The sequence below is a fragment of the Sphingobium sp. RAC03 genome, assembly GCF_001713415.1.
Classification (GTDB): domain Bacteria; phylum Pseudomonadota; class Alphaproteobacteria; order Sphingomonadales; family Sphingomonadaceae; genus Sphingobium.
The window spans coordinates 865,622-892,193 of sequence record NZ_CP016456.1 but is presented as its reverse complement, the minus strand read 5'-3'; the positions used below and the strand labels follow the sequence as shown (position 1 = coordinate 892,193).

General features: G+C 64.3%; 28 protein-coding genes and 1 pseudogene. 12 read left to right on the top strand and 17 right to left on the bottom strand.

Annotated features, from left to right (window positions below):
* Positions 1 to 91: 91 nt before the first annotated feature.
* Positions 92 to 811 carry a response regulator gene (locus BSY17_RS08905; RefSeq protein WP_006956807.1) on the top strand — a complete coding sequence of 240 codons (720 nt, stop codon included), beginning with the start codon at positions 92 to 94 and terminating at the stop codon, positions 809 to 811.
* Positions 808 to 2,151, top strand: coding sequence for a sensor histidine kinase (locus BSY17_RS08900; RefSeq protein ID WP_069065246.1), 1,344 nt, complete (start codon positions 808 to 810; stop codon positions 2,149 to 2,151). Before BSY17_RS08905 ends, BSY17_RS08900 begins: the two co-directional genes overlap by 4 nt.
* Here BSY17_RS08900 and BSY17_RS08895 read toward each other — a convergent pair.
* From BSY17_RS08895 to flgB, 14 genes are all read right to left on the bottom strand, one after another.
* A complete protein-coding gene (locus BSY17_RS08895; RefSeq protein WP_076605526.1) occupies positions 2,148 to 2,921 on the bottom strand; it encodes a methyltransferase domain-containing protein in 774 nt (257 codons plus the stop codon). The genes BSY17_RS08900 and BSY17_RS08895 overlap by 4 nt on opposite strands.
* A gap of 185 nt (positions 2,922 to 3,106) precedes the next feature.
* Positions 3,107 to 4,159 carry a flagellar motor protein MotB gene (locus tag BSY17_RS08890; RefSeq protein ID WP_069065245.1) on the bottom strand — a complete coding sequence of 351 codons (1,053 nt, stop codon included), beginning with the start codon at positions 4,157 to 4,159 and terminating at the stop codon, positions 3,107 to 3,109.
* A gap of 3 nt (positions 4,160 to 4,162) precedes the next feature.
* Positions 4,163 to 5,026, bottom strand: coding sequence for a flagellar motor stator protein MotA (motA, locus tag BSY17_RS08885; RefSeq protein ID WP_037477018.1), 864 nt, complete (start codon positions 5,024 to 5,026; stop codon positions 4,163 to 4,165).
* Between the two features lie 102 nt (positions 5,027 to 5,128).
* Complete coding sequence (locus tag BSY17_RS08880; RefSeq protein WP_069065244.1) at positions 5,129 to 5,974, bottom strand: flagellin; 846 nt, start codon at positions 5,972 to 5,974, stop codon at positions 5,129 to 5,131.
* Between the two features lie 18 nt (positions 5,975 to 5,992).
* A complete protein-coding gene (gene flgK / locus BSY17_RS08875; RefSeq protein ID WP_069065243.1) occupies positions 5,993 to 7,330 on the bottom strand; it encodes a flagellar hook-associated protein FlgK in 1,338 nt (445 codons plus the stop codon).
* The gene (locus tag BSY17_RS08870) at positions 7,327 to 7,632 is read right to left on the bottom strand and encodes a rod-binding protein (protein WP_069066868.1); all 306 of its coding nucleotides are present in this window, start codon (positions 7,630 to 7,632) and stop codon (positions 7,327 to 7,329) included. The genes flgK and BSY17_RS08870 overlap by 4 nt, the downstream gene beginning before the upstream one ends.
* Positions 7,632 to 8,867, bottom strand: coding sequence for a flagellar basal body P-ring protein FlgI (locus BSY17_RS08865; protein WP_237236466.1), 1,236 nt, complete (start codon positions 8,865 to 8,867; stop codon positions 7,632 to 7,634). The genes BSY17_RS08870 and BSY17_RS08865 overlap by 1 nt, the downstream gene beginning before the upstream one ends.
* Positions 8,868 to 8,878: 11 nt before the next feature.
* Positions 8,879 to 9,544, bottom strand: a complete 666-nt coding sequence (locus BSY17_RS08860) for a flagellar basal body L-ring protein FlgH (protein ID WP_069065242.1) — start codon at positions 9,542 to 9,544, stop codon at positions 8,879 to 8,881.
* A 126-nt stretch (positions 9,545 to 9,670) separates the two neighbouring features.
* Positions 9,671 to 10,459, bottom strand: a complete 789-nt coding sequence (flgG, locus tag BSY17_RS08855) for a flagellar basal-body rod protein FlgG (protein ID WP_069065241.1) — start codon at positions 10,457 to 10,459, stop codon at positions 9,671 to 9,673.
* An 84-nt stretch (positions 10,460 to 10,543) separates the two neighbouring features.
* On the bottom strand, positions 10,544 to 11,287 hold the full coding sequence (locus tag BSY17_RS08850) for a flagellar basal body rod protein FlgF (RefSeq protein ID WP_069065240.1): 744 nt from the start codon (positions 11,285 to 11,287) through the stop codon (positions 10,544 to 10,546).
* A 26-nt stretch (positions 11,288 to 11,313) separates the two neighbouring features.
* The gene (locus tag BSY17_RS08845; protein WP_069065239.1) at positions 11,314 to 12,159 is read right to left on the bottom strand and encodes a flagellar hook-basal body complex protein; all 846 of its coding nucleotides are present in this window, start codon (positions 12,157 to 12,159) and stop codon (positions 11,314 to 11,316) included.
* 45 nt (positions 12,160 to 12,204) lie between these two features.
* Positions 12,205 to 12,864: a flagellar hook assembly protein FlgD gene (locus tag BSY17_RS08840; protein ID WP_069065238.1), complete on the bottom strand. Its 660-nt coding sequence runs from the start codon at positions 12,862 to 12,864 to the stop codon at positions 12,205 to 12,207.
* Positions 12,861 to 13,271: a flagellar basal body rod protein FlgC gene (flgC, locus tag BSY17_RS08835; protein ID WP_069065237.1), complete on the bottom strand. Its 411-nt coding sequence runs from the start codon at positions 13,269 to 13,271 to the stop codon at positions 12,861 to 12,863. The genes BSY17_RS08840 and flgC overlap by 4 nt, the downstream gene beginning before the upstream one ends.
* Positions 13,272 to 13,273: 2 nt before the next feature.
* Positions 13,274 to 13,636, bottom strand: a complete 363-nt coding sequence (flgB, locus tag BSY17_RS08830; RefSeq protein ID WP_069065236.1) for a flagellar basal body rod protein FlgB — start codon at positions 13,634 to 13,636, stop codon at positions 13,274 to 13,276.
* Between the two features lie 255 nt (positions 13,637 to 13,891).
* Here flgB and BSY17_RS08825 point away from each other — a divergent pair, with 255 nt between their 5' ends.
* From BSY17_RS08825 to BSY17_RS08790, 8 genes are all read left to right on the top strand, one after another.
* Positions 13,892 to 14,560: a MotA/TolQ/ExbB proton channel family protein gene (locus BSY17_RS08825; RefSeq protein WP_069065235.1), complete on the top strand. Its 669-nt coding sequence runs from the start codon at positions 13,892 to 13,894 to the stop codon at positions 14,558 to 14,560.
* Complete coding sequence (locus BSY17_RS08820) at positions 14,557 to 15,060, top strand: flagellar motor protein MotB (protein WP_069065234.1); 504 nt, start codon at positions 14,557 to 14,559, stop codon at positions 15,058 to 15,060. Before BSY17_RS08825 ends, BSY17_RS08820 begins: the two co-directional genes overlap by 4 nt.
* A 66-nt stretch (positions 15,061 to 15,126) precedes the next feature.
* Entirely contained in the window at positions 15,127 to 15,687 is a 561-nt protein-coding gene (locus BSY17_RS08815) for a flagella basal body P-ring formation protein FlgA (RefSeq protein WP_069065233.1), read from the top strand.
* Positions 15,688 to 15,733: 46 nt separating this feature from the next.
* A complete protein-coding gene (flgM, locus tag BSY17_RS08810) occupies positions 15,734 to 16,012 on the top strand; it encodes a flagellar biosynthesis anti-sigma factor FlgM (RefSeq protein ID WP_069065232.1) in 279 nt (92 codons plus the stop codon).
* Between the two features lie 5 nt (positions 16,013 to 16,017).
* Complete coding sequence (locus BSY17_RS08805; protein WP_069065231.1) at positions 16,018 to 16,326, top strand: hypothetical protein; 309 nt, start codon at positions 16,018 to 16,020, stop codon at positions 16,324 to 16,326.
* Between the two features lie 141 nt (positions 16,327 to 16,467).
* Positions 16,468 to 17,286, top strand: coding sequence for a flagellar biosynthesis protein FlgJ (locus tag BSY17_RS08800; RefSeq protein WP_069065230.1), 819 nt, complete (start codon positions 16,468 to 16,470; stop codon positions 17,284 to 17,286).
* Positions 17,287 to 17,295: 9 nt separating this feature from the next.
* Positions 17,296 to 19,428 carry a flagellar biosynthesis protein FlhA gene (flhA, locus tag BSY17_RS08795; RefSeq protein WP_069065229.1) on the top strand — a complete coding sequence of 711 codons (2,133 nt, stop codon included), beginning with the start codon at positions 17,296 to 17,298 and terminating at the stop codon, positions 19,426 to 19,428.
* A gap of 14 nt (positions 19,429 to 19,442) precedes the next feature.
* A complete protein-coding gene (locus BSY17_RS08790) occupies positions 19,443 to 20,171 on the top strand; it encodes a sigma-70 family RNA polymerase sigma factor (RefSeq protein ID WP_069065228.1) in 729 nt (242 codons plus the stop codon).
* 1 nt (position 20,172) lies between these two features.
* Here BSY17_RS08790 and mdoH read toward each other — a convergent pair whose 3' ends face one another.
* The 3 genes from mdoH to BSY17_RS08775 form a co-directional block, all read right to left on the bottom strand.
* Complete coding sequence (gene mdoH, locus BSY17_RS08785; protein ID WP_069066866.1) at positions 20,173 to 22,062, bottom strand: glucans biosynthesis glucosyltransferase MdoH; 1,890 nt, start codon at positions 22,060 to 22,062, stop codon at positions 20,173 to 20,175.
* A 63-nt stretch (positions 22,063 to 22,125) separates the two neighbouring features.
* Positions 22,126 to 23,613 carry a glucan biosynthesis protein gene (locus tag BSY17_RS08780; RefSeq protein WP_069065227.1) on the bottom strand — a complete coding sequence of 496 codons (1,488 nt, stop codon included), beginning with the start codon at positions 23,611 to 23,613 and terminating at the stop codon, positions 22,126 to 22,128.
* A 205-nt stretch (positions 23,614 to 23,818) separates the two neighbouring features.
* The gene (locus tag BSY17_RS08775) at positions 23,819 to 24,619 is read right to left on the bottom strand and encodes a flagellin N-terminal helical domain-containing protein (RefSeq protein ID WP_037477057.1); all 801 of its coding nucleotides are present in this window, start codon (positions 24,617 to 24,619) and stop codon (positions 23,819 to 23,821) included.
* 314 nt (positions 24,620 to 24,933) lie between these two features.
* Between BSY17_RS08775 and BSY17_RS08770 the strand changes: the two genes are divergently transcribed.
* Both BSY17_RS08770 and fliE read left to right on the top strand, forming a co-directional pair.
* Entirely contained in the window at positions 24,934 to 26,202 is a 1,269-nt protein-coding gene (locus tag BSY17_RS08770) for a sigma-54 interaction domain-containing protein (protein ID WP_069065226.1), read from the top strand.
* 15 nt (positions 26,203 to 26,217) lie between these two features.
* A pseudogene (gene fliE, locus BSY17_RS08765) lies at positions 26,218 to 26,569 on the top strand (flagellar hook-basal body complex protein FliE).
* Positions 26,570 to 26,572 lie beyond the last annotated feature (3 nt).

The window sequence follows — 26,572 nt, the reverse complement described above, 5'->3', positions numbered from 1 at the left end:
GACTCGTGAACGCTTCTGGAAGGGCGAAGACTGGCTCCCCCGCCACGCCTTCGCCCTTCCAACTTTTTCCCGCCCATGACAGACAGGCGCAATGAGCGAAAAACCCCATCTCCTGCTCGTCGATGACGAGCGTTCGATCCGCGAGCCGCTGGCGCAATATCTGTCGCGCAACGGCTTTCGCGTCACCGCCGTCGACAGCGCGGCGGAGGCACGCATTCGCCTCAACGCCAATGCGATCGATATGGTGATCCTCGACATCATGATGCCGGGCGAGGATGGGCTGTCGCTCTGCCGCCACATTCGCGAGACCAGCGAAATCCCCGTCATCCTGCTCACGGCCCGCACCGAAGAAACCGACCGTATCGTGGGCCTCGAAATGGGCGCGGACGATTATGTCCTCAAACCCTTCTCTCCGCGCGAACTGGTCGCCCGGATCAAGGTGATCTTCCGCCGCGTCGCCACCGGTGGCCAGCGGGTGACTGCGCCGGACGGCGCCAATTACAGTTTTGCCGGATGGCTGCTCAAGACGCAGGAGCGCACGCTGGTCGATAGTGAGGGCGTATCGCTGCCGCTGTCTACGGCGGAATATAATCTGATGCTGGCCTTTGCCACCCGCCCCAATTCGGTGCTGAGCCGCGACCAGCTGCTCGACATCACCCAGGGACGCGAGGCCAACGCCTTCGACCGCGCGATCGACAATCAGATCAGCCGCCTGCGCAAGAAGATCGAGCCTGATCCCAAGAATCCGACGCTGATCAAGACCGTATGGGGTGGGGGCTACACGCTCTCCGCAGACGTGCGCAAACTGTGAAGCGCCTCCGCCTCTGGCCGCAAAGCCTGGTCGGACAGATCATCGCGCTCGTCGCGCTGGCGCTGTTCGTGGCGCAGGCGATCAATTTCGGCCTGCTCTATCGCGAACGCATCCGGCTGCAATTGACCGCGCAGACCGCGCCCGCCGTCTATCGCGTGGTCGATGCGCTCGACAATCGCCCCGACCGGCCCGGCCCGGCGCGGATGCGGGCGCGCTTCGTGCAGGGCGCGCCGCAACTGACCGGCGAAGCCCGCCCGGACATTGAAAAGCGGGCGGCGGCGATGTTCGAGGATATCGGCCTGCGCATCCTGACCGTGCGCGTGGTGCAGGACGACGCGCTGATGCCGATGCGCCGCTGGGAACGGATTCGCGTGCGCGCCGATGGCGAGCGGCCACATGATCACCGGGTCGAGCGGCTGACGCTGGCGGCCGAATATGAGCCGGGCAAATGGGTCGTCACGCAAGCCCGCAGCGGCGATCGTCCGGCCCGCTTTGGCGGCTGGCTGATAGGCCAGACCCTCATTCTCTATGTCATCGTCCTCCTGCCACTGCTCTGGATCGGCAGCCGTCTCGCCCGCCCCCTGAAGCAACTGACCGGATCGGCGCAGCAATTCGCCCGTACCGGCGCGGCGGATGCCGTGGACGAGCGCGGCCCCGGCGACGTGCGCGACCTTACCATGGCGTTCAACGCCATGCGGTCGCGCATCATCGCCATGCTGGACGAAAAGGACCGAATGCTGGGCGCGATCGGCCATGATCTGCGCACGCCGCTCGCTTCGCTGCGGGTCCGCGCCGAATCGGTCGAGGATGATGCCGAACGCGCACGCATGTCCGAAACCATCGATGAGATGAACCGGATGCTGGAGGATATCCTCTCGCTCGCCCGCGCTGGACGCAGCACGGAATCGGTGCAGAAAGTCGATCTTGCCGCGCTCGCCGATGCCGTGGTCGAGGATTTCATCGAGCTGGAATCGCCCGTCGACATGACCGAAAGCGACCGCGCCGTCGCCTTCGTGCGCCCCCAACAGATCCGCCGTGCCCTACGCAACCTCATCGAAAACGCCATCGTCTATGGCGAACGCGCCCATGTGTCGGTGGTGCGCGAAGCCGGGGCGATACGCCTCGTCGTCGCCGATGATGGCCCCGGCATCGCCGAGGACCGGATGGAAGAAATGCTCGAACCCTTCACCCGCTTGGAAGGCTCCCGCAATCGCGAGACGGGCGGGGCGGGACTGGGCCTCGCGCTGGTCCGCGCGATCATGGCCGAACATCAAGGCGAACTGCGCCTCACCAACCGCGCAGAGGGCGGGCTGGAAGCGAGTTTGGTGCTGCCTGCTTAGGTCGGCGTCTTGCGCAGCATGACCATGAATTCATTGGTCTGTTCCAGCGGATGCTGGATATTCGTCACCTCAAGATTGACGATCCCGCTGCTGCGAAGGTCATCGATCAACTGGCAGAATGTATCCGATGTAAATACCCAACAATGGGCGTCCGTATAGGAACTGGATTTTCTTTCAGCCAGATCCAAAGCGTGCGCCAAACTGAAGCGTGGCTGAAAAAACGCCGGATTTTTACCCGCCCATATCTCGGCGACATTCACCTTCTGATGATAATAGAAATGGTCGGCCAATTGCCACATGCTGGGGATGACGAGTTTTTCCCGATAGGCTCGCACGAATTCGGTCGCCCGGCTGATCTGCCGGAAAAAATCAAATGTGTATCTCTTGTCGGGAATGGCGAGGAATATCTGGCCTCGCGGCGTCAGTAACGCGCTCAATTCTTCGAACCACCGACACATATCGGGTATATGTTCGATCACATGACTGGCACAAACCAGATCGAATTTATCGCCGATCGCTTTTGATAGTTCGTTGCTTTTTATAATGTAATCGACATCGACGATTTTTGAAATATCGCGGTTCGGACTGGTCTTGGACAGTTCGATCAGTTCCGCCTTGCTGTGCCAATCGACATATTTGACGTTATCCCCATCCTCCTTGCGGAACATGGGATTGTCGAACGCACCTAATTCGAGAAACCGGCCATCTAGGAAAGAGGAATTTTCTGCAAATGCCCGGCGTTTTCGCGCAATCGAGCTTAATCCGCCCATAGCGTTTCCCTTCGCTCGTCATCTATCCGTGCTCAGCTACTTCACCGTCTTGGTCACACATGATCAATAGGATAACAACTAATTTCTCGGCGGTGTACCTACATGTCGGGTGCCAGTGAGCGACTTATTGACTGATCCCTAGGAGCGAGCCATCATTAGACTGCCCGTTGAGCGCTCGGCTACGTTCAATGCTGACCCGGCTTGCTTGACGTTCCCGCCGCTGACGGGTTGATCAGCGCCGCGCCGCTTGGCAGCGCGGTGCCGCCCATGTCGAGCTTCCTGGCCTGCTCCGTGGCGACGCGCACCGGATCGTCGCGTTCCTTGATCGCGGCCTTGGTCTCTGCGTCCATGTCCGCATCCTCCGCACCGTCGCCGCCACGGGTCCAGCCCAGGATGATCGACATGCGCCGGTTGCGCGGGTCATAGCTGTCGCCCTTGATGAAGGGTTCGCGGTCGGCGACGCCCTCGATCCGGGCGAAGCGGGCGTTGCCGATGCCGCTGTCGGCCAGCGCCTTGCGCGTCGATTCGGCGCGGCTGGATGACAGCAGCCAATTGTTCATCGTCCGTCCCGCCGCATAGGGCAAGCCATCGGTATGGCCGCGCACGATCAGCAGGTTGGGCATGGTCTGCAGCGCGGTGGCGACTTCGCTGATCAGCGCGCGGGCCTGGGGCACCAGCCGGTCGGTGCCCATCGCGAACATCGCAAAATCGGCTTCGTCGATCAGGTCGATGCGTAATCCCTCGCGCGTCTCGGTGAACCGCACATGTTTGCGCAGCTTTTCCAACCCCTTGCGCATCATCTGCGCTTCCAGCTTTTTCTTGATCGATTCGAACTTCTGCCGGTCGGCGGCGCGCATCGCCTTGCCGCCCTGGTCCTTGGTGCCGCTCGCGTCCCTGGGTATGGTGATCGACAAATTACCCTGGCCCCCAGTGGTCGGGTAATTTTCCTTGCCCATGATGGAGTCGCCACCCATCAGCCCGGTGGAGCCAGCCGAGGCCATCTTGAGTTCGACCAGAGTCGGCGTGAAATAGTCGGCCAGCGCCTTGCGCTGCTTTTCCGTGGTCGCGCCCAGCAGCCACATCAGCAGGAAAAACGCCATCATCGCCGTCACGAAATCGGCATAGGCGACCTTCCATGCACCGCCATGATGACCGCCATGGCCCTCCACGATGATCTTCTTGACGATGATCGGCCGTGGTTCGGGCTCGTTCGCGCCGCGTTTCTTGTCCCCCGCCACGGCTTATTTGCCCCGCATGCCGTCGAACACTTCGGCAAAGGCCGGCTGGTTCGCATGGGGCAGGCTGGAGCGCGCGGCCTCGATCACCAGCGGCTGCGGGTGACCGTGGAGCGAGGCGACGATGATCTGCTTGACGACATGATAGATCGCCCCGTCCGCCTCAATCACGCTGCGGCACCGATTGGCGAAGGGATTGACCATGCCATAGGCCAGCAACACGCCCAGGAACGTGCCGACCAGCGCCGAACCGATCATCGCGCCCAAAATGGCGGGCGGCTGGTCGATCGATCCCATCGTCTTCACCACGCCCAGCACGGCGGCGACGATGCCGAGCGCGGGCAGGGCGTCGGCCAGGCCTTGCAGATTGTCGGCGGGTTTGATCGCTTCATGATGATGGGTCTTGAGGCTGTTATCCATCACATCCTCGACCGCATGCGGATCGAGCGTACCCGACGACACGACCACCAGACGCAGCGTATCGCTGATCAGATGGATCAGCGTCTTGTCCTTCATCAGGCGCGGATATTCGGTGAAGATGGTCGAACTGGCTGGATCTTCGATATGCGGTTCCAGCGCGACCGGCCCTTCGACCCGCAACGTCTTCATCAACTTGCTGACGAGGAAGATGCAGTCGAGGAAATCCTGCTTCTTATATTGCGGCCCCTTGAACACTTTGGCCAGACCACCGCCCAACGCCTTCAAGTCAGCGCCCGAATTGCCGATGATCAGCGCGCCGACGGCCGCGCCGCCGATGATCATCATTTCATGGGGCAGGGCATGCAGCACAGGGCCGATATCGCCGCCAGTGATGATGAACCCGCCAAATACCATGACCAACAGGACGACAAGGCCGATGACTGCTAACATGGTAATCCCCGAAAAATATGCCCTGAGGCATCGACCCCATCAAAGGATCCGTCACTTGGTTAATACGGACTGGTTAGCGGCAGCTTTAGGACAGCCGATTTTTTAGCCGATCAGGTCGAACAGCGTCTGCTTGTTGATCCGGGCAAAGGCGGATTGGGCCGCTTCCAACTGCAGCAACTGCGCCGACACGTTGGAAATCACTTCGCTCAAATTGGTCGACTCCAGGCTCGCGCGCCGCTCGGTATAATCGAGGCCAATGTCGGTCAGCCGCGTGCCGATGACATCCAGCCGGTCGCTGCGCACGCCCTGCCGCGCCTGTTCGACGACGATGTGGCTCTGCCCGGTCTTCACCGCGTCGAGCGCACTCGCCAGCGCTGCATCGTCGCTGCCTTCCAGCGCGGTCATGGCCTGGCCCAGCATGTCGTCGATCGACATCGGCGTGCCATCGACATCGATGCCCTCGGACACCTCCTGTCGGGTGGCGACGACCGCCAGGTTCATGCCTCGGCTGACCGGCACCAACACGCTTTGCCCGTCGTCGAAGACCGACGTGCCCTGATAATCCTTCTGGTTGAACAATTCGCCGATCGTTGTGCGGATCGTGGACATTTCCTCCAATATCGCGGCGCGGCTGGTGTCGTTGAGCGACCCGTTGCGCGCCGACGTCACCAGCACCTGCGCGCGTTGCAACAGGGTGTCGACTTCGGCCAGATTGGCTTCGGCATTGGTGGCGCGGGTCGTGCCATAGCTGATATTGGCCTGCCAGGCGGCCTGTTGCGACTGGGCGCGGGCGATGTCGGACACCTGGACCCAGGCGAGCGCATTGTCCGACGCCTTGTTGAGTGTGACGCCGGTGGATACCGCGGTCTGTCCCTCGACGATGCTCTTCGACAGCGACTGTTGCCGCCTGATTTCGGCGAGCATGATCTTGTGCGTAATGCCTACCATGGTTCAGCCCTTTGCCGGTCAGATGATCTGGAGGATCGCATCGATGGTTTCCTTCGCCATCTGCAATATCTTGGCGCTGCCCGAATAGGCTTGTTGGATGCGCAACAGGTCGGCCGCTTCCATGTCGAGGTCGACGCCGCTCACCGCTTCGCGCGCCGCCACCGCCTGGTCGTTGCGGCCCTGCGCCGTGGTGTTTTCCGCCTTGGTCGCGCCAAGCAGATTGGCCTGGGTCGCGATCAGCGCGGTCCAGCCTTGTTCCACGCTGCCATTGCCGCGCAGGGTCGAGGATACCGTCAGCAGATTGCCGTTGAGCGTCCCGTCGCCAGACCGCAGCGCCAGGTCGTCGGGTGCAAGCCCCAGCGCCGTGACACTGGCGGCACTACCGCCAAAGGCCAGCAGAGGCGCGCCCGCCGCGCCGCCATCGGTAACGCCCTGCGCATGCCAGTCATTGATGTTGGTCACAAATTGTTCGGCCAGCGTATCGAGATCGTCGGCGCGGTCGGCGGCCGTGTCGGCGGCGGAAAACAGGCCGCCTAGCGTGCCATTGGCCGGGGCGGACAGTGCCGTTCCATCGCTGAGGCTAAGCGAAAGACGGCCATCGTCATCGGCGGCGAGGGACAGGCTGGTCGCGCTATTGCCGCTCACCAACGTCTGCCCGCCATAGCTGACCTCCGCCACGCCCCGCGCGCCGAAGCTGATATCGACGTTCAGCGTTTCGTTCAGATCCTGCAATGCCGCGTCCCGACTGTCGAGCAACTGGGCATAGGCGGACGTGCCTGGCTGCGCGCGCAGCAGGCTGTTGTTGATGTCGGCAAGCGCGGCCAGCGACGCATTGGCGCTGCCCACCACCGATTGCCCTTCGGCCTCGATCCCCTTGGACACGGCATCCAGATCGGCGGCGGTCTGGCGGAAAGCGTCGGCGACGCGGCCGATACTGTCCAGCGTCGTGACGCGCAGCGACGTATCGCCCGGCGCGGCGGCCAGCTTGTCCATATTCTCGAACATGCCGGTCATCAGCTGACCGATGCCCGTGGCGCCGTCGTTCAGCGCAATCTCGGTATCGCCCTGCCACCGCAGCCGTGCGGCCGAACTGGCGAGATTCATGGTGGTCAGACGCACGGTGGCGTCGAGATAGGGGTCGGCCCCGCGATCCACGCTCATCACCTGGACGCCGCCGAAATTGGCGCGTGCGGTATAATAGGCCATCGTCGCGGTGGATGCGCCGGACTCGCCGGTCGTCACGCTGCGCCTAGTATAGCCCGCCGTGCTGGCATTGGCGATATTCTCCGCGATCGCCGCCATGGCGGTGCGATAGGCGCGGGTGCCGGACGCACCGATGATGAACAGGTCGCTCATTCGCCCGTGGCCGGTGCGGCGGGGGCGACCCGCTCGCCGAACTGCCGGATCAGCAATTGGGCGATGCCCATGCTATTGCTGCCCGCCAGCGCATCGGCAGTGCGGGAATCGGCCATTGACTGGAATTGCTCGGTCGCGCTCGAATCGCTGATCCCTTCGGCCAGGCTCGCAGAGCGCATCGCGCCGATCATCTGGCGCAGGAAGATCGCCTCAAACTGCTGCGCCGCCTTTTCCAGCGCGGCCTTGTTCGCGGCACCTGCGCCCGATGGCACCGTGGCGGCGGGGGTCGTTGTCACCTGCATCATAGCACCACCAGTTCCGCCTTCATTGCGCCCGCCTGTTTCAAGGCTTCGAGGATGGCGACCATGTCCGCCGGGGAAGCCCCGATCGCATTGACCGCCTTCACTATATCGGCCAGCGACGCCCCACCTTTAAAATTGACCATCGGTTTCTTTTCTTCGTCGATGCTGATGGCGCTCTGCTGCTCGACCGCGGTCTCGCCTCGGCTGAACGGCGCGGGCTGGACGATGCGCGGCGCTTCGTTGACGCTGACGGTCAATTTGCCATGGGCGACGGCGGCCGGATGGATGCGGACCGCGCCATTGATGACGACGGTGCCGGTGCGCGCGTTGACGATCACCTTGGCGGCGGCATCGGCGGGGGAAATCTCGATATTCTCGATCATGCCCATCATCAAAATGCGGTCTTCTGCGCCTGGAATGGCGTCGATCGCGACTGACACGGCATCCATGGCGCGCGCGCGCCGATCACCGAAGGCCCGGTTGATGCCGTCCGCTACGCGCAGCGCGGTGGTGAGGTCGGCTTCGGCCAGGTTGAAGGTCAGGGTCGGCGCGGTATCAAAACCTGTGGCCACCGCGCGCTCGACCGTCGCACCGCCGGGGATACGCCCGGCCGAGGGGATGTTGACCGACACCTGGCTGCCATCCGCGCCGGATACGCCCAGGCCGCCGACCGCCAGATTGCCCTGCGACATGGCGTAGATTTCGTTATCGGCACCGCGCAGCGGGGTCATGATCAGCGTGCCCCCACGCAGCGACTTGGCCTTGCCCAACGCCGACACCGTGACGTCGAGCCGCTGGCCGGGCTTGGCAAAGGCGGGCAAATCCGCCGTCACCAGCACCGCGGCCGCATTTTTGAGCGCGGGATTGATGCCCTGCGGCAACGTCAGGCCAAAGCGCGACACCACGCCCTTCATGCCCTCGGTCGCATATTGCAGGCTATCATCGCCCGTACCCGCCAGGCCCACGACGATGCCGTAGCCGGTGAGCTGGTTCGGACGGATGCCCTGAAACGTCCCCAGATCCTTGACCCGCTCGGCCTGCGCCGGGACGGCGATCAGGAACAGGCTCGCGAACAGCGCAATGAAAAATCCTCCCCTGAAAGGGGAGGGGGACCGGCGAAGCCGGTGGAGGGGTGTCACCCCCTCGATAGGGCGACACCCCTCCGTCAGGGCTACGCCCTGCCACCTCCCCTGCAAGGGGAGGATAGAGGCGACGCGATCGAAGATGCTTTTCACGATGCTCTCCATCAGAAGGGGCTGATCATCGAGAAGAAGCTCTGCAACCAGCCTTGCTTGCTGGCGCGGGCGATCTCGCCCTTGCCGGTGTAGATGATCTTGGCATCGGCCACGCGGGTCGAGGCGATGCGGTTGTCCGGGCTGATGTCGGCCTGGCGGACGAGGCCGCTGATCTGGATATACTCGTCGCCGCGATTGAGGGTCAGCGCCTTCTCTCCCTTCACCAGCATGGTGCCGTTGGGATAGACCGCCGCGATCGTCACGGTGATCTCGCCCGAAAGGGCATTGGACTGGGTCGCCCCGCCTTGGCCCGCAAAATTATTCTGGCCGCCCATCGCTACGTCGCTCGCGGAGAAGAGCTTCGACAACACGCCGGTCGTGGGCGGTGCCAAGCCGATATTGCCGTTGCGGCTGGTATCGGCGCTGTTGCTCTTGGTCGCCTGCGTCCGTTCGACCAGGACGATGGTGATGATGTCGCCGACCGTCGTAGCGCGCGCGCCGCTGGTCAGCGGCGTATAACCGACCGACGTCTGAAAGATCGATCCATTGGCCTGCGGCACGGGCGGTTGCGCGACGATGGCCGGTGCATAATGCGCCCGTTCGGCATCGCGCTTCTTGCCCGCCAGGGCAGGGGAGGCGGCGAAAGCCATCAGCGTTACCGCCGATACGATAAGCATCGCCGTTCGCCCTGAGCGAAGTCGAAGGGCTCGGCCGACCGACAGGGAGGCCCCTTCGCGCTGCGCGGGGGAGGGCTTCGACAGGCTCAGCCCGAACGGGGTTTGATTATTATACATCATCTCAGATCACATATTCTGATTGACATATTGCAGCATTTCGTCGGTCGCCTTGATCATCTTGCTGTTGACCTCATAGGCGCGCTGCGTCTCGATCATCTCGACCAGCTCCTCGACGATATTGACGTTGGACGTTTCCAGGCTGCCCGATCGGATCGAACCGCGCCCTTCCAGCCCTGCAACGCCAACCTGCGGCACGCCACTGGCGGCGCTTTCGGTGAGCAGGTTGCCGCCGATCGATTGCAGCCCCGACGCATTCATGAAGGTCGCCAGTTCGATCTGGCCCAACTGCGTGGGCTCCGCTTCGCCCTGCAACGTCGCGGACACCGTGCCGTCATTGCCGACCGTGACCGACGTCGCGCCTTCGGGCACGGTGATCTGCGGGATCAGCGGCAGGCCGTCGCTGGTGACGACATTGCCCTCGGCGGTGACGCTGAAATTGCCCGCACGGGTATAGGCGATGGAGCCATCAGGGCGCTGGATCTGGAAGAAGCCGGAGCCTTCGATCGCCATGTCCAGCGCATTGCCGGTCTGGCTCAGCGTGCCCTGCGTATTGATCTTGCTCGTGCCCTGCAGCGAGACGCCCGACCCCAGGTTCAGGCCGGTCGCAAACTTGTTTTCGCTGTCCGAATTGGCGCCCGCCGCGATCATCTGCTGATAGGCGAGCGTTTCGAAATCGGCGCGGTCGCGCTTGAAGCCGGTCGTGTTGACGTTCGCCAGATTGTTGGCGATCACGCGCATCTTCGTGTTCTGCGCGTCAAGGCCGGTGCGGGCGACATGAAGGGCGGCGTTGCTCATCGTTCAGTTCTCCGTGCGGCATCCCTTGGAAGGGAGCTTATGCGTCAGACACAGCAAGATGCGTGCCAATATTAACCATATCCCTCAGCTATCGAGCCGCATCAGCGATGCGCCGCCATCGTCCAGCTGCTTGGCGGTATCGATCAGCTTCACCTGCGTTTCGAACGCGCGGCTCGCCTCGATCATCTGCACCAGCGCCTTGGTCGCATTGACGTTCGATCCCTCGATAGACCCGGCGGTGACCGACGCCAGCGGGTCTTGCGGCAGCGCGCCGCCATTCACCTCGCGGAACAGGCCATCGGTGCCCTTGGCGATGCCGGAGCCAACCGGGCTGACCAGTTTGAGCACATCGACCAGCTGCGGATTGGCCGGGTCGCCGCCCTGCGGCACGCCCCAGATGCTGCCATCCTGCGCGATCGACACGCTGTCGAGCTGGGGCAGGGTGATGGGACCGCCAGCCCCCAGCACCGGCAAGCCGTCGCCGGTGGTCAGCAGGCCGCTGTCAGAGATTTTAAGGTCGCCCCGGCGGGTGTAGGCTTCGCTGCCGTCCGTGCCCTGCACGGCCAGCAGCGCGTCGCCATTCATCGCTACGTCGAGCGGATTGCCCGTCGCGGTGACGGCACCGCCCTCCATGCTGGCGGCGATGACCTGTTCGGACGCCTGCGCCCGCGTGTCGAAGGTATCGCCCTGGAGCCAGCGCGTCTCGGCATTGGCAATCTCTGCGCGAAAGCCGACGGTGTTGGCGTTGGCGAGGTTGTTCGCGATCGACGCCTGCCGCGCCATCGCGCCGCGCATTGCCGTAAGTGCCGTGTTGACGAGCCGGTCCATGGACGAAGCCTTCTACCGTTGGATGCTTAGGTGCGCATGTTGACGATGGTGGTGGTCAGCGTGTTCGCCGTCTCGATCGCCTTGCTGTTCGCCTGGAAATTCCGCTGCGCGGAAATCAGCGCCACCAGCTCCTCGGTGATGTCGACGTTGGAGCGTTCCAGCGACCCGCTGTTGACCGCGCCGAACATGCCTTCATTGGCGGTGCCCAGGATGGGCGTGCCGCTCGCGACGGTCGAGGACCAATGGGCATCGCCTTCCTGGCGCAAGCCTTCCTGGCTGTTGAACGACGCCATCGCGACCTGGCCCAGATAGGCGGTGCTGCCATCGGCATAGATGGCCGAAACCAGGCCGTTCTTGGCGACGCCGACGCTGGTCAGCTGCGCGCCGCCGTCGGCGCCCAAATAGGTGGTGGGAATCTGAAGATCGGTCAGATCCGCCGGGCTGCTCGCCGAGGTCGGCGGTGTGGTCAGCGCGCCGGTGGCCGGATCGACGCTGAACACCTGGATGCGCGCGCCCGTGGTATCGACGGCATAGCGGTCGTCATCGACCGAGAACGCGCCGTTGCGGGTATAGCTGACGGTGCCGTCGGGCGCCTTGACGGTGAAATAGCCTTCGCCGGTGATGGCGAGGTCCAGCGTCTTGTCGGTGGTTTCGATCGTCCCTTGCGTGAACTGCTGGGCGATGCCCTGCACGCGCACGCCCTGGCCCGCAACTTGGCTGGTCGTCTGCATCGGCGCGGCGGCGAAAATGTCGCCGAACTGCACCTTGCTCTTCTTGAAGGCGGTCGAATTGACGTTGGCGACATTGTTGGAAATGGTGGCCAGATCGGTCTGGGCGCCCTTGAGGCCGGACAGCGAGATATAGAAGGACATGGCGTTGCTCCCTGGGTGAAAAGGAAAGAAGAAAAAGGGGTGAGATTACATCAGGCTGATGGCGTCGGACGGGCTGTAACTGCCGAGCGCGGTAATGAGTTTGGACGATGATCCGTCGGCGGGGGACTGGACCGCGGCGATGGTGGCCCAGGTCGCGACCTTGCTGGGCGTCGCGCCATTGACCTTCACTTGCAGCGCGGAACTGGCGATCGTGTCGCCCGCATCATTCTTGCCATCCCAATAGAAGGTGACGTCGCCGGCTGCCTGCGTGCCAAGGTCGATGGTCTTGACGACATTGCCGCTGCCATCGATCAGGTCGACGCTCGCGCCATCGGTCGCTTCGGGCAGGGTGATCTGTCCGGCATAAAGCCCGCTCGCGTCGGGCGCGGCAATGTTGCTCTGCACCAGCATCGACTTGCCGATCCAGCTTGCCGCATCGCCCAGCCGGGTGCCGCCCATATCGGCGGCCAGCCCCTTGAGCGTCGCATTCATTTCGGCAATGCCGCTCGAATTGGTGATGGTGGCCATCTGCGACACCATTTCGGCATTGTTGACCGGTTCGAACGGATCCTGCGTCTGCATCTGCGCGGTGAGCAGGCGCAGGAAATCGGCCTGGCCCATTTCCGACTTGCCGGTGCCGACATTGGCATTGGCGTTATAGACGGACAGCCCGGCTGCGTCGGTGGCCGTTGAAATCGTGCTCATTTGCCGATCCTTATGGTTTCGAGCATCAGGGATTTGGCGGTGTTCAGCACCTGCACATTATTCTGGTACATGCGCGCGGTCTCGATCATGTCGACCAGCTCCGCATTGCTATCCACCGCCGCTTCCCACACATCGCCATTGGCGTCGGCCAGCGGGTGGTTGGGGTCGTGCCGCTTGGTCGGCTCGGCTTTGGTGGTGACGATGTCGGACACTTTGACGCTCGCCATGCCGGGGCTGTCGGTGACCGATGTGAAAACGGGCTTGATCGCGCGATAGGCATCCGCCGCGCTGCCTGTGACATTGCCCGCATTGGCCATGTTGGACGCGGTGGCGTTCAACCGCACCAGCTGCGCGCTCATGGCGCGCCCTGCAATGTCGAATATGTTCATGGGACCAGAGCCACTCATGCTCATTCTCCCCTGAGCGCACGGTTGATGGTGTTGATGCGACCCTCAAGGAAGGAGAGGGTGGTGCGATATTTGACCGCATTTTCGGCAAACAGCGTCTGTTCGGTGCTCAGTTCCACGGTATTGCCGTCGAGGCTGGGCTGCAGCGGCACGCGATAGCCCATGGCATCGTCGACCGCCTTGGACACGTCGGCGGCATTGCTGCCCGCCTGCGTCGTGGCCTTTTGCAGCGCCGCATCGAAATCAATGTCGCGCGCCTTGTAGCCGGGGGTCGATGCGTTGGCGATGTTGGACGCCAACAGGGACAGCCGCTGCGAGCGAAGCGCCAGCGCCTTTCCATGAATGCCGAACAAACCGTCTTCCACTGATCCTGCCCTTTTTGCCTGCTGGCCCTAAAAGTTTCGTTTCCCCCGCCGTTCTGACCCCTGATGGCGTCCATTGCGGGTGATCCAGCCTGAATTCAGCAAGAGCCGTGCCATTTTGCGTGGGTGACGCAACGGCAAGGCGGAAATGCCCGGAAATCCGGGCTTTTGCGGGGGAAGGCGGCAAGGGCGGCAAAAAATTGCCGGGCTGCGGCAGCATCTTGCCGTCGCACTACGGGCCTATGGGGACAGGTATATATGATCGCGATTATCGGCCATTTATTCGATCCCCTGACGCTGCTCGCAATGTTGGGCGGCATCCTGCTGGTCGCTCTGTTTCAGAATGGCGCAAGCGCCTTGGGGCGGGCGATGCTGGCGCTGGGGCCGCTGGTCACCGCCGATGCCGCGCGCGACCGCGACGCCGCCCGCGCCGCCATGCTCAAGATCGATCAGGTGGCGCAATTGCGCGGGCTTGCTTGCGCCGATCGCGTCAAGACCGCTTCCCCCTTCCTGACCGACGCCGCGCGTAAGCTCGCCAATTGCGACCGCACCGACCAGTTCGAACTTTGGACGGGCCAGGCGCTCGCCGACCGGGCGCAGCGCCACGGCGCGGTGCATAAGGCATGGCTGTCGATCGCCGATGCCGCGCCGGCCCTCGGCATGGCCGGCACCATCATCGGCCTCGTGGGCATGTTCGCGGCCATGGACGATCCCGCTGCCCTCGGCCCGGCCATGGCGCTGGCGCTGCTCACCACCTTCTACGGCGTGGTGATTGCCAATGTCGTCGCTGCGCCGATCGCGGCGCGCCTCATCGACCTTTCCGAACAGGAGCTCGCCTGGCAGCGCGAAGCGGTGACGCGGATGCTGGCGATCGCGCGGCGCGAAAATGCGCCGATCCGGCGCGGCGCGATACGCGAAGTCGCATGACCAGCACGGCCACCACCACCGCTGTCGCCCGGCGTAATCGCTGGGCCGTCAGCTTTGCCGATCTGTTGTTGTTGCTGCTCGCCTTCTTCGTGCTGTTGCAGGCCAGCGGCGCGCGGCGCGATGTCGTGCTGGCGGGCGTCGCTCAACAATTTGGCGGCCGAGCGATGCGGCCGGGCGTGGAATTGCGCGCGGCCGATCTGTTCGAGCCGGGCGAAGCCTTGCTCACGCGGCAGGGCCAGGCGCGCCTCTCCGCCATCGCCCGCCGCTTTGCGCGCGAGCCGGGCGGCGTCGAGATACGCAGTCGCGGCTCCGACCGCGCCCGCCAGCGCTTCGACGATTGGGATCTGGCCGCCGCCCGGCTGGGCGCCGTCGCCCGCGCGCTGAAACTGGATGGTATCGCGCAGGATCGGCTGCTGATCCGCGGCCTTGATCAGTCCGACGGCAAAAGCGGGCAGGGGCAGGTGATCCGCATCGCGCCGGGGCAGACGGACGCACGTTAACCAACTTGGCACGGATATTGCTGAAAATCCCGACATAGAACCGCCGACCTTGTCAGGAGACATGCCGTGCCTCGCGCTTATCCGTCCCTTCTCGCCACAGCCGCGCTGCTTGTCGCCGTGCCCGTGCAGGCGCAGCAGCGGTTCGAAAATCTCGATCGCATCGACAGCCTCGTCGCCATGTCGGTGGGTGCCAATCTGGGCGAACCGGGTGGGCCGATGGCTCCTGTGGATCGCCGCTTGAAACTGGCCGCCTGCCCGACGATGCCCAAGGTCGAAGGCCCGGTATTCGGCGCGGCGATGGTCAAATGCGAATTCCTTGGCTGGCGCATCCGCGTGCCGCTCGTTGCAGGTGCATCGGCCGCCGCATCGGGACCAGTGCCACGCACCGCCAGCCGCTTCACACCCGCCGCCCGCGCCACGCCCCAGGAACAAGTCGTGCGCAAGGGCGATCCGGTGCAATTGATCGCGGGCAACGCGCTCTTCAACGTTTCGCGCGGCATGATCGCGGATGAGGATGGCGCCGTCGGCGACACGATCCGCGTCCGCGAAGACAAGCGCGCCGCCCCCATTTTGGCCCAGGTCGTGGAAATGGGCCTGGTGCGCGTTCCGGGGTTTAAGGATTTTTGAACTTGTCCGTTATACGCCTATAGGGACGAGTGAAGGATTGAAGCCAATGATCAAATCTGTCGGCCAAAGCATCAGTGCTGCCATAGAGGCGACCCGCCTGCGCGAAGGGGGCAAGACGCGCGCGTCTTCGACCACCGGTTCAGCGACGGCGGCACCCGCGTCGACTTCTGCCAGCCCCGCTGCCCGCATGGCGGCAGAAGGCGCGCCGGTCGATATGGACCGCATCGCCGCGATCAAGGCCGCGATCGCTTCGGGCAATTATCCGGTCGATGCCGCCGCGATCGCCGATCGCATGGTCGCGCTCGACCTGTCTGCTGCGGGGTAACGATCATGCCGCTGGGGCTCGCCGCGCTGGATGACCTGTTCGAAGCGTTCGAGGATCTGCGCGATGTGCTGGACGGCACCGATGCCGTCGCCATCGAACTGGCGAGCAACCGCGTCAGCCGGGCCGCCGCCGCCGTGCGGGGTGTCGGTGCATGGCGCTCCGAACCGATCGTGATCGAACGGCTGAACGCCATGCTGCCTTTGCTTGAAAGCGCTCGCGTGCGCGTCAGCCTGCTCGCCGACCATGCGAATCAACGGCTTGCCATGCTCGCAGCCCATGGATCGACCCACGCGCCGCTCACCTACGGCCGCTGAACTTTATTTCCTGTTTTCCCTAAAACGGCACCGAAAGGTGCCGTTTTGCGTTGCGGGCCAAATTTCCTGACACCGCGTTAACCAAATCTTGGCACAAGCCTTGCTCTAATGATCCCCGCAATGATTGGGGAATAGGGTCAAGTGTCGGCTTTCGCAGACATCACTACTGGGGCGACATCGACGGGTAATCGCGTGACCAACGCGATCGCCATGGCGAGCCGCCGCACCGGTGTCGACTTCTCCTATCTGCTGGGTCAGGCGAAGATCGAAAGCAGCCTCAATCCCACCGCGCGCGCCACCACATCGTCGGCGACCGGCCTCTATCAATTCATCGACCAGAGCTGGCTCGCCGTCATCGACAAGCATGGCAGCGACTATGGCCTTGGTTGGGCCTCCGACGCGATCAGCCAGGGCAGCAACGGTCGCTATCATGTGGCGGACCCGCAACTGCGCCAGCAGATCCTCGACCTGCGCAAACATCCCGAAACCGCCTCTGTCATGGCCGCGCAACATGCCGCCGACAACAAGGCCTATCTCGAACAGAAGCTCGGTCGCGAAGCCGAACCCGTCGATCTCTATCTCGCCCATTTTCTGGGCGTTGGCGGCGCGAGCAAATTCCTGTCGGTCCACGATCGCGCGCCCGGCGCCACCGCCGCCTCGCTCTTTCCCGCCGCCGCGCGCGCCAACCGGTCGATCTTCTACGACCGGTCGGGCAGCGCGCGCAGCTTTGCCGATATTCGCGACCGCTTTGCCTCCAAGCTCGAAAAAAGCTCCGGCAGCCTCGGCGGCGAGGTGCAATATGCCGCCGCCGCGCTGCCATCGGGTGCCAAGACGGTCCAGCCCGCCGACTATGTGCGGATCGAGACCCAGCGCCTCAGCGAACAGGTCGATGTCGGCATCCGGCCCCAGCCGCAGACTGCGCGCCTCGCCTATCTCATGCTCGCCACCCTCGGAAGGTAACGGCTCCTCATGACTCCCACCCAAGTCAAAGCGAAGATCTGGATGAGCGCCGTCCAGGGGGCGGTGTTGCCCTTTGCGACGCTGATGGTCGTGCTGTTCATGATGGTGCCCGTCCCGGCGGTGATGCTCGACATCGGCTTCATCACCAATATCATGATCAGCCTCGCCGTGCTGATGGTGGCGCTGAACGCCGCCAAGCCGCTCGATTTCTCCAGCTTTCCGACCGTTCTGCTGTTCGCCACGCTGCTGCGCCTCGCGCTCAACGTCGCCTCCACCCGCGTCGTGCTGGTGTCGGGGCATGAAGGCTCGGATGCGGCCGGACAGGTGATCGAGGCGTTCGGCCATTTCCTGATCGGCGGCGACTATGTCGTCGGCATCTTCGTCTTCGCCATCCTGATGATCATCAACCTGGTCGTCATCACCAAGGGCGCGGGCCGCGTGTCCGAAGTGTCGGCGCGTTTCACCCTGGACGCCTTGCCCGGCAAACAGATGGCGATCGACGCCGACCTCAATGCCGGCCTGATGACGCCGGAAGAAGCCAAGCTCCGCCGCGTCGAAGTCGCGACCGAGGCCGACTTTTACGGCTCGATGGATGGTGCCAGCAAGTTCGTGAAGGGCGATGCGGTCGCGGGCATCCTGATCCTCGTCATCAACATCATCGGCGGCATCATCCTGGGCGTCGTCAGCCATGGCCTCGCCATCGGCGAAGCGGCCCAGACCTATATCATCCTCGCGATCGGCGACGCGCTGGTGGCGCAGATTCCTGCTCTGCTGCTGTCGATCGCCGCCGCCTCCATCGTCACCCGCGTCAAGAGCGAGCAGGATCTGGGTGGCCAGATTGCGGGGCAATTCGGGTCGGGCCGCGCCTGGGTGCCGGTCGCCGCGATCCTCGGCTTCCTGGGCGTCCTGCCCGGCATGCCGCATCTCATCATCCTGTCCGCCGCTGCTGTCGCAGGCGGCATCGCTTGGCACTTGCGCAAGGCCAGCCAGGCGAAAGCCGCCGAACCCGCCCCCGTCGCCCCCGCGCCCAATCCGGCCGTGATCGAATGGGATGACGTGTCGGACGGCGCGATCCTCGGCCTCGAAATCGGCTATGGCCTCATTGCCCTGGTCGACGAACGCAAGGGCGCGCCGCTGATGGCGCGGATCACCGGCATCCGTCGCCAATTGTCCAAGGAACTGGGCTTCGTCGTGCCGATGGTGCGGGTGAAGGACAATCTGGCGCTCGAACCCAATCAATATCGCATCACCATCGCCGGTGTCGTGGTGGGCGAGGATGAAATCTGGCCCGACGATCTGCTCGCGCTCGACAGCGGTGCGCTCGAACATGTGGTCGTCGGTCGCCCGACCAAAGACCCGACCTTCGGCCTTGATGCCGTCTGGATTTCGCAGGCCAAGCGCAGCGAAGCCGTGATCGCGGGCTATACCGTGGTCGATCCGCCGACCGTGGTGGCAACCCACCTCAACCAGCTCATCGCCATGAACGCCGCCGAAATGTTCGGCCTGGACGAAGCGCGCAAGCTGCTCGACACTTTGAAGGACGCTGCGCCGCAACTGGTCGAAGGCCTGACGCCCGCCACGCTCAGCCTCACCCAGATCAGCGCGCTGTGCCGTGCCCTCCTATCCGAAGGCATCGCGCTCAAGGATTTCCGCCGTATCTGCGAAGCCATGGTCGACGCCGCCCGGCCTGATATGAGCCACGAACAATTGGTCGAGGCCGTGCGCCAGCGCATCGGCGCGCTCATCATTCAGGGGCTGGTCCCGGTCAAGATGCCGCTGCCGGTCATCACGCTGGATGGCGATCTCGAAGCGATGCTGGCGCAGGCCATGCGCGTGGCGGGCGACGCCCGCCACCCGATCGAACCCGCGCTCGCCAACCGCATCGTCGAAGCCGTGGTCCAGGCCGCCCGACCGCTGCTGGGGCAGGCGCGCAACTTCGCCATCGTCACCTCGCCGCTGGCCAGGCGGGCGCTGGCGCGGCTGTTCAAGCCGCATCTGCCCGAAACGCCGGTCCTGTCCTTCCTCGAAATCCCTGATGGCAAGGGCGTCGAAGTGGTGGCGGTCGTGGGCGGCGAACAGCGCCCCACGCCCCGCCACGACCCTGCACCCCGCCAGGAACACGCGCGCGAACGAGTCGCCTGAAAGGAGGCTGAGCCATGTATATGAACAAGATCGCGGCCGGCGCCCATACTTACGCGAAGCCCGGCGAGAACAGCCCGGAGCGGCTCGCCCGCCAATATATGCCGCTGGTGCGCAAGATCGCCTGGCATGTCCATGGCCGCGTTTCGAGCGCGATCGAGGTGGAGGATCTGCTCCAGATCGGCATGCTCGCGCTGGTCGAGGCCGCCAACAGTTTCGAGGATCGCGGCTTCGGCTTCGCCGCCTATGCCCAGTTGCGCGTGCGCGGCGCGATGATCGACCATCTGCGGCGGCAGGCGACCATCTGCCGCTCTGCCATGGCCAAGCGCAAGCAACTCGCCGCCTGCCGCAATGGCTTGGAACAGACGCTTGGACGGCTACCGACCGAAGCGGAAATGTCCGCCGAAATGGGCCTTGATCCGTCCGACTATCGCGAACTCGCCGATAGCGTCGAAATGGTGCAGCATACTAGCATGGACGAGGTCTATTCGGACCAGTCCATGTGGTTCGCCGATGTCGAGGACCGCGCCGACGACGTGATGGAGCGCGAATCGCTTAAGAAGGCGCTCGCCGCCTGTATCGGCGAACTGCCGCAGCGCGAAGCGCTGGTGCTGCAACTCTATTTTGTCGAGGAACTCAACCTGGAGGAAATCGGCCACACGCTGGACATCGGCGCGGCGCGCGTTTGCCAGATTAAGAAAGCCGCGCTCGACAAACTCCGCGAGAAACTGCGCGACTGGGACTGAACTATTCGTCGTTCGCGGCCAGCCGTCCGACCCGCCGTTCCTCGCCATTGGGCCAGCGGAACCGCAACGGGCGATAGCTTTGCGTCCGCCACCACGGATCGGCGACCTGGAACAGCCCGCTGGCCTCGGCCCTGCGCCCCAGATCCTTGCGTGCGGTAACTGCCGCCAGCACGGGCGCCAGGAACAGCCCCGCCGTCACCGGAATAATCCAGCCGATGCCGCTACCCGCTTGGATCGCCAGCGCCAGCAGCAGCGCGCCCAGCAGGATATGCCATTTGAACAGCCAGATGGCGCTGCCGATCGCCATGCCGTCGCGGTCGCGGGTCTGCCCGTTCCAACTGCTCTTGCGGCCCATCAATATGCCGAACAGGTTGATCGTCTGGGTCAGCATCGCGACCGGTGCCATCAGGATCGACAGGATTATGTCCACGATCACGCCGCGCGTCATCCGCGCGGCGCCGCCAAAGCCGATCCGCCGCGCCGGGTCGAGCAACGCCCATAGCATCGCCAGCAGCTTCGGCCCGAACAGCAGGAAGGCCGTCACCGCCAGCAATCCGCCAGACGGCAACACTTCAGTAGGCGGCCACACCCCGCTCGCCCCGCCACCCAGCACGACCAGCATCAGCGTCAGCCACATGGGCGACGTGCAATAGGCCGTCGCGCCCACCAGCAACTGGAACCGGCTGACCGGATGCAGGCCCGCAATCCGCACAAGCAAGGGCACATGCTGGATATTGCCCTGACACCAGCGCCGGTCGCGGGTGAACAGGTCGGGCATGGACGGCGGAAATTCCTCGAAACTATCGTCGGCCGTGACCATATGCACGTCCCAGCCACGCCGTCGCAACAGCGCCGCCTCCAGCATGTCATGGCTCATGATATGCCCGCCGAACGGAGCACGACCGGGCAGTTCGGGCAAGCCGCAACTTTGCGCGAAGGCCTTGACCCGGACGATGGCATTATGGCCCCAGAACATCCCTTCGGACCCGGCCCACCAGATCATGCCCGCTGCCGAGATCGGCCCGAACAGGCGGCTCGCAAATTGCTGCCAGCGCGCAAATAGCGTCGCCGCACCCATCACGGTCGGCACCGTCTGGATCAACCCGACCTGCGGATGCCGCTCCATGTCGGACGCCAGCCGCGCCATCGTCTGGCCGCTGACGATACTGTCAGCGTCCAGCACGATCATATAATCATAACCGCCGCCGAACCGCTCGACCCATTCGGCGATATTGCCGGGCTTCCGCCCGATATTGCGCGCACGGCGGCGATAATGAACGGGGCGGGAGAAAGACCCGCGCATTTCCAGATAGGCCGCCCGCTCCGTCTCGCCGCTCTGCACGTTGGAATCGGACAGGATGAAGAATTCGAACCGCTCGCGCCCCATCACCTGCGCCAGCGATCGCTCCATGATCGACAACCGCCCCAGAACGCCCAGAAAATCCTCGTTACACACCGGCAGCAGGATCGCGGTCTTGCCCTGCAACGGCTGCGACGCGCGCAGCGGGCGCGGCGTCACGCTACGCCCCTTGCCCACCGTCAGCAGCAGGAAGCCGATGATCGCGGTGGCACAGCCGAACGCGATCCAGGCGAACAGCGGAATGAACAGGGCGAGATAGACGCCCTCCAGCAAGGAAATGCCGTCCAGGCCGATCGAACGGCGCATCTCATGCGCGGCCATGCCAGTCGGGATCAGGGCGAGCAGCACGACCAGCATGCGCCGTGCCCACAGGTCGATATTGAACCGGCGCGGCACGATCAGCGGCGGACGCGCGCTGAAATCCTGCTCCGGCATCGCAATCGGGCTTTCGGGCGGCAGCTGTTCGAAGGCCGGACTCACCGGCACGTCCTCAGCGGCGGCATCGGCCACCGGCACCTGTCCATTGCCCATATCATCCAGACCCATAGCGTTTCACCCAACGGCCTGAACCGTTCGTTACGCCAACGGTTCCGTTCATCCGCCAATGGGGTAATGCACATATTCGCTCACCGCGCGGCCGCCGGTCCGCAATTGCAACCGCACATCCGCCGCGCCGCCGCCGCTGCGCCGCAGGTCCAGCACCGTGCGATACAGGCCTTTGCGCCCCAGAACCGGATAGCCCGCCTGTTTGACCAGCGTGCCGTTGGCGATGTCCACCCACAGGTCGGGCTTGCTACCCTCCGCCACACCGGCGAAATCGACTACCAGCCGCGCGACGTCGGGCTGATCGCCGCGTCCGCGCCAGACATTCTCGACGATTGCCATGCTGGTCGCGGCGGGCGAACGGTCGGCTGTCCAGTCAAGCTTGTAGGAAAGGTCGATCCGCTTGCCCGGCACAGGCGCAGCGGCGGGCGTCCAATAGGCCGCCAGATTGTCGGTATATTCGCTGTCGGTCGGAAAGGCGTAGAGCCGCACCTCGCCCGCGCCCAGCGGCCGGGCGGGCGTGGCCCATAAAGTCGGGCGGCGATCATAAAAAACGCCATCGTCCTGATAATGGTCGAAATCCCGGTCGCGTTGCAGCAGCCCGAACCCCTTGGGATCGCGCTCGGCAAAGGCGCTGACCATCGGCGCTGTGGGATTGACGATCGGGCGGGCATGGGCGGTGCCATCGGCGCTGGCGATCGACAATAGGTCGGAATCATGGATTTCCGGCCGCCAGTCTGTGCCGATCGTCCGGTTCGCCTGATCATACCAGAACATGCTGGTCATCGGCATCAGCCCCAGTTCGGGGATGGCACGGCGAGGGAACAGGGCGGCGGTCACGTCCTGCCGCACGCCGTCCTTGTCCAGCCGACTGACGAAGCGGAACGCGCCGGTAATCGATGCCCCGTCGAGCAGGGCGAAGATGGTGACGCTACTTGGCCCCGTCCGCTCCAGCCAGAAATGGGTGAAGCGCGGAAATTCCTCGCGCCCCTGGATGCCGGTATTGATCGTAACGGCCCGCGCCGACAGGCCGAATTGCTTTTGCGGGCTTGGCGCACGAAAATAGCTGGCCCCAAGGTACGACAACCAGTCGCCGTCACGCGCGGCATTCATGATGCGGAACCCCGCAAAGCCAGCGCCGGGCGGCAGGGCCGTCACGGGATTGCCCGCCGGCGCATCGAACATGGCCGGATCATAGCGCAGCGGCGTCGCGCGGCCTTGCTCGATGATCGCGATCTCGACCGGTTGCGGCGCGGTGGCGGACAGCGGGAAAAAGCGGATGCCGGTATCGCCCGGCAGGTCGCCCCACAAAGTCCGTTCCTCGCGAAAGCGCGCCTCGTGCAGCGCGGTATAATCGATCTTGGCGGCACCCGGATGGGCCGGCGTCTCGGCAAAGGGCGCGCGCGCCAGCCGCTGCGCCTGGCCGATCAGCCGCTCCCAGGAAAAGGGGGGGGGCTGCGTTTGCGCGTGCAGAGCGCGGGGGAGGAGGAGGGCAGCGCCCGTGGCAGCGATCATCGCGCGCCGGTCAATCTGGGTCATGGTTTCACCATGGCGAGCCTGTCACGCAAAACCAAGCCCCCCATGCTGCATATGCGATGAAGCCCCCGCCCGGGGGGACGGAGGCTTCTGATGCTGGTCGTTCGATCGAAGTTGTGGCTCCCGGCACGGTGGGGACTGTGATGTGCCGGGCGCCTATGGGCGGCTGTCAGGTGACCAGACCTCAGCCGACCAATGGGGTAGGGGTTTAGCCGATCAGCTTCAGAACGCCCTGCTGGCTCTGGTTGGCCTGTGCCAGCATCGCGGTCGACGCTTGGCTCAGGATCTGCTGCTTGGCGAGCGCGGTCGTTTCGGCCGAAAAGTCGGCGTCTTCGATACGGCTGCGCGCGTCGGTCAGGTTGGTGATGTTATTGGTCAGGTTGTTGACCGACGATTCCAGGCGGTTCTGCACGGCACCGAGCGTAGCGCGGGCGGTCGCAACCGTCTGCAGCGCGGTGTCGAAGTCTGCCAGAGTGGCGGCATCTTCCGCTTCCGTCGCGCTGGCCACGTCGGTCACGTCGATGGCTTCCAGCGTGATGGTCACGGTGTCGGTGTCGTTGGCACCAGCCTGGATCGTCACGGCGTCGGCGGTCGTCGGGAACAGCGCCTTGCCGTTGAATTCGGTCTTGGTCAGGATGTCGTTGATCTGAACGGCCAGCTGATCCTTTTCCGCGTCGATGTTCGCAACGGCTTCGGTGCTGTTGGTGTCGTTGTTCCGCTGCACGGTCAGTTCACGCATACGCTGCAGCATGTTGCTGACTTCGTTCAGCGCGCCTTCCGCGGTCTGCGCCAGGCTGATGCCGTCATTGGCGTTGCGGATGCCCTGGGTCATGCCCTTGATCTGCGACGTCATGGTCGAAGCGATTGCGAGGCCGGCGGCGTCATCCTTGGCGCTGTTGATGCGCTTGCCGGTCGACAGGCGCTCCATTGCGTTGGTCAGGCCTTTGCTGGCCATCGACGAGGCATTGGCGGAGCGGAGAGCGGCGGTGTTGGTTCCGATAACAGTCATGGTGTTCCCTTTCAGTGTCAATCAGGTCGCTGCCATGGAGCGTCTGCGGCCTCGAAAGGGGATAACGGCGGGCAGCGACCGGCCTTTAGCGCCGCTGTCGATTTTTCTGAAAAAGGGCAATTTCCCTGGCTACCACGCGCGCGCGTAGGACAAAGGACGGCGTCTTTGCCGCCTTGCCGGAATTAAATTGCCGGTCGGCGGCAACTGGATGGCAAAGTTAACCATCTGATAACCACATAAATATAGAGCTTGAACCATCGAAGGGGTCTGGGGCGTGCGGGGGCACAAGCCGACCAGTTATTGGGGTTTTGTTCATGTCATCGCTCGACGTGAGCCGTGGAGTCTGCGCGCTCGTTCCGGGTCTGCAGCACTGGCTCGAAAACGCTCTCTTTACCGTGCGCATCGTCGACGCGGCCAGCCCGCGTGAAAAGGACAGCCGCCGCGTGCTGCTGGCCACCGAAATCGGCCATGCGACCCATCGCGACATTCTCATCAACCTGATCGACGGCGCACCTTCGCTGGTCTCCGCGGCCAACGGCCTGCCCGCCCGCGTCGCCTTCGGCCTTGCCGACATGGGTTTCGCCTTTGCGCTCATCGCCGAACTGGCGCGCCCCGCGGCCGTCCCCGCGGTGGGCGACAGCGGCAGCGTCCGGCTGATGACGCTCGCCGGGCGGGTCGCCCGCAGCGACGCCACTGTCCTCATTCAGGGCGACACCGGCACCGGCAAGGAAGGCATGGCGCGCTTCCTGCACGCCCAGTCGGGCCGGTCGGGCCACGACTTCATCGCCGTCAATTGCGCGGCATTGCCTGAAACCATGATGGAAGCGATGCTGTTCGGCCATCGCAAGGGCAGCTTCACTGGCGCCGCCAATGCGTCCGAAGGCCTGTTCCTCGCCGCCGATGGCGGCACGCTCTTCCTCGACGAAATCGCCGAACTCCCGCTCGCGCTGCAGGCCAAGCTGCTGCGCGCGCTGCAGGAAGGCGAAGTGCTGCCCGTCGGCGCGACCCATGCTGTGCCGGTCAATGTCCGCATCATCGCCGCCTGCAACCGCAACCTGGCGCAGGAATGTGCCGCAGGCCGCTTCCGCGAAGATCTCTACTGGCGTCTCAACGTCATGCCGCTCGAACTGCGCCCGCTCGCCGAGCGTCGCGGCGACATCAGCGCGATCACCGCCGCGATGCTGCTGCGCCATCAGGATGGCGGCAAGACCGGGTTCGTCTGGCCGACCGCCGCCGCGCTCGACAAGCTCGCCGCTCATGGCTGGCCCGGCAACGCCCGTGAACTCGGCAATATCCTCCAGCGCGCCCTGGTGCTTCGCGATGGTGACCGGATCGAAGCCGACGACCTGCATCTGGCAGGCGCAGCGCAGATGGTAACGCCCTTCCGCGCCGCCGCACCGATCCAGCTGCCCGCCGAACCCATCCGGCTGCGCGACGTCGCGCGCCATTCCAAGCTCGAAGCCATCCGCTGCGCCCTGCGCGAAACGGACGGCCACCGCGCCGCCGCCGCGCGCAAGCTCGGCATTTCGGAACGCACGCTGCGCTATCGGCTCGCCGAAATGCGCGAGCTGGCCGCGGCATAAGGGGGAGGATAGGATATGAACGGCATTTCCCCGACCGACAGCGTGATGGCGATCCGCAACGCCATCCTGCAAAAAAAACGCCGCGCTGCGCGACATCGGCTCGACCAATCCGCTCGGCGGTGCAGGCGCCGCCCAGGGCACCGCGCCCGGTGGTTTTACCGAGGCGTTCAGCAGCGCGCTGCAACAGGTCAATGGCCTGCAGGGCAAGGCCGGTGAAGCCGCCGCCGCCTTCGAACGCGGCGAAACCACCGACATCGCCGCCGTCATGCTGGCCAAGCAGCAGGCGTCGGTCAGCTTCGAAGCGACCCTTCAGGTCCGCAACAAACTCCTGTCCGCCTACAAGGACATTATGAGCATGCCGGTCTAAATC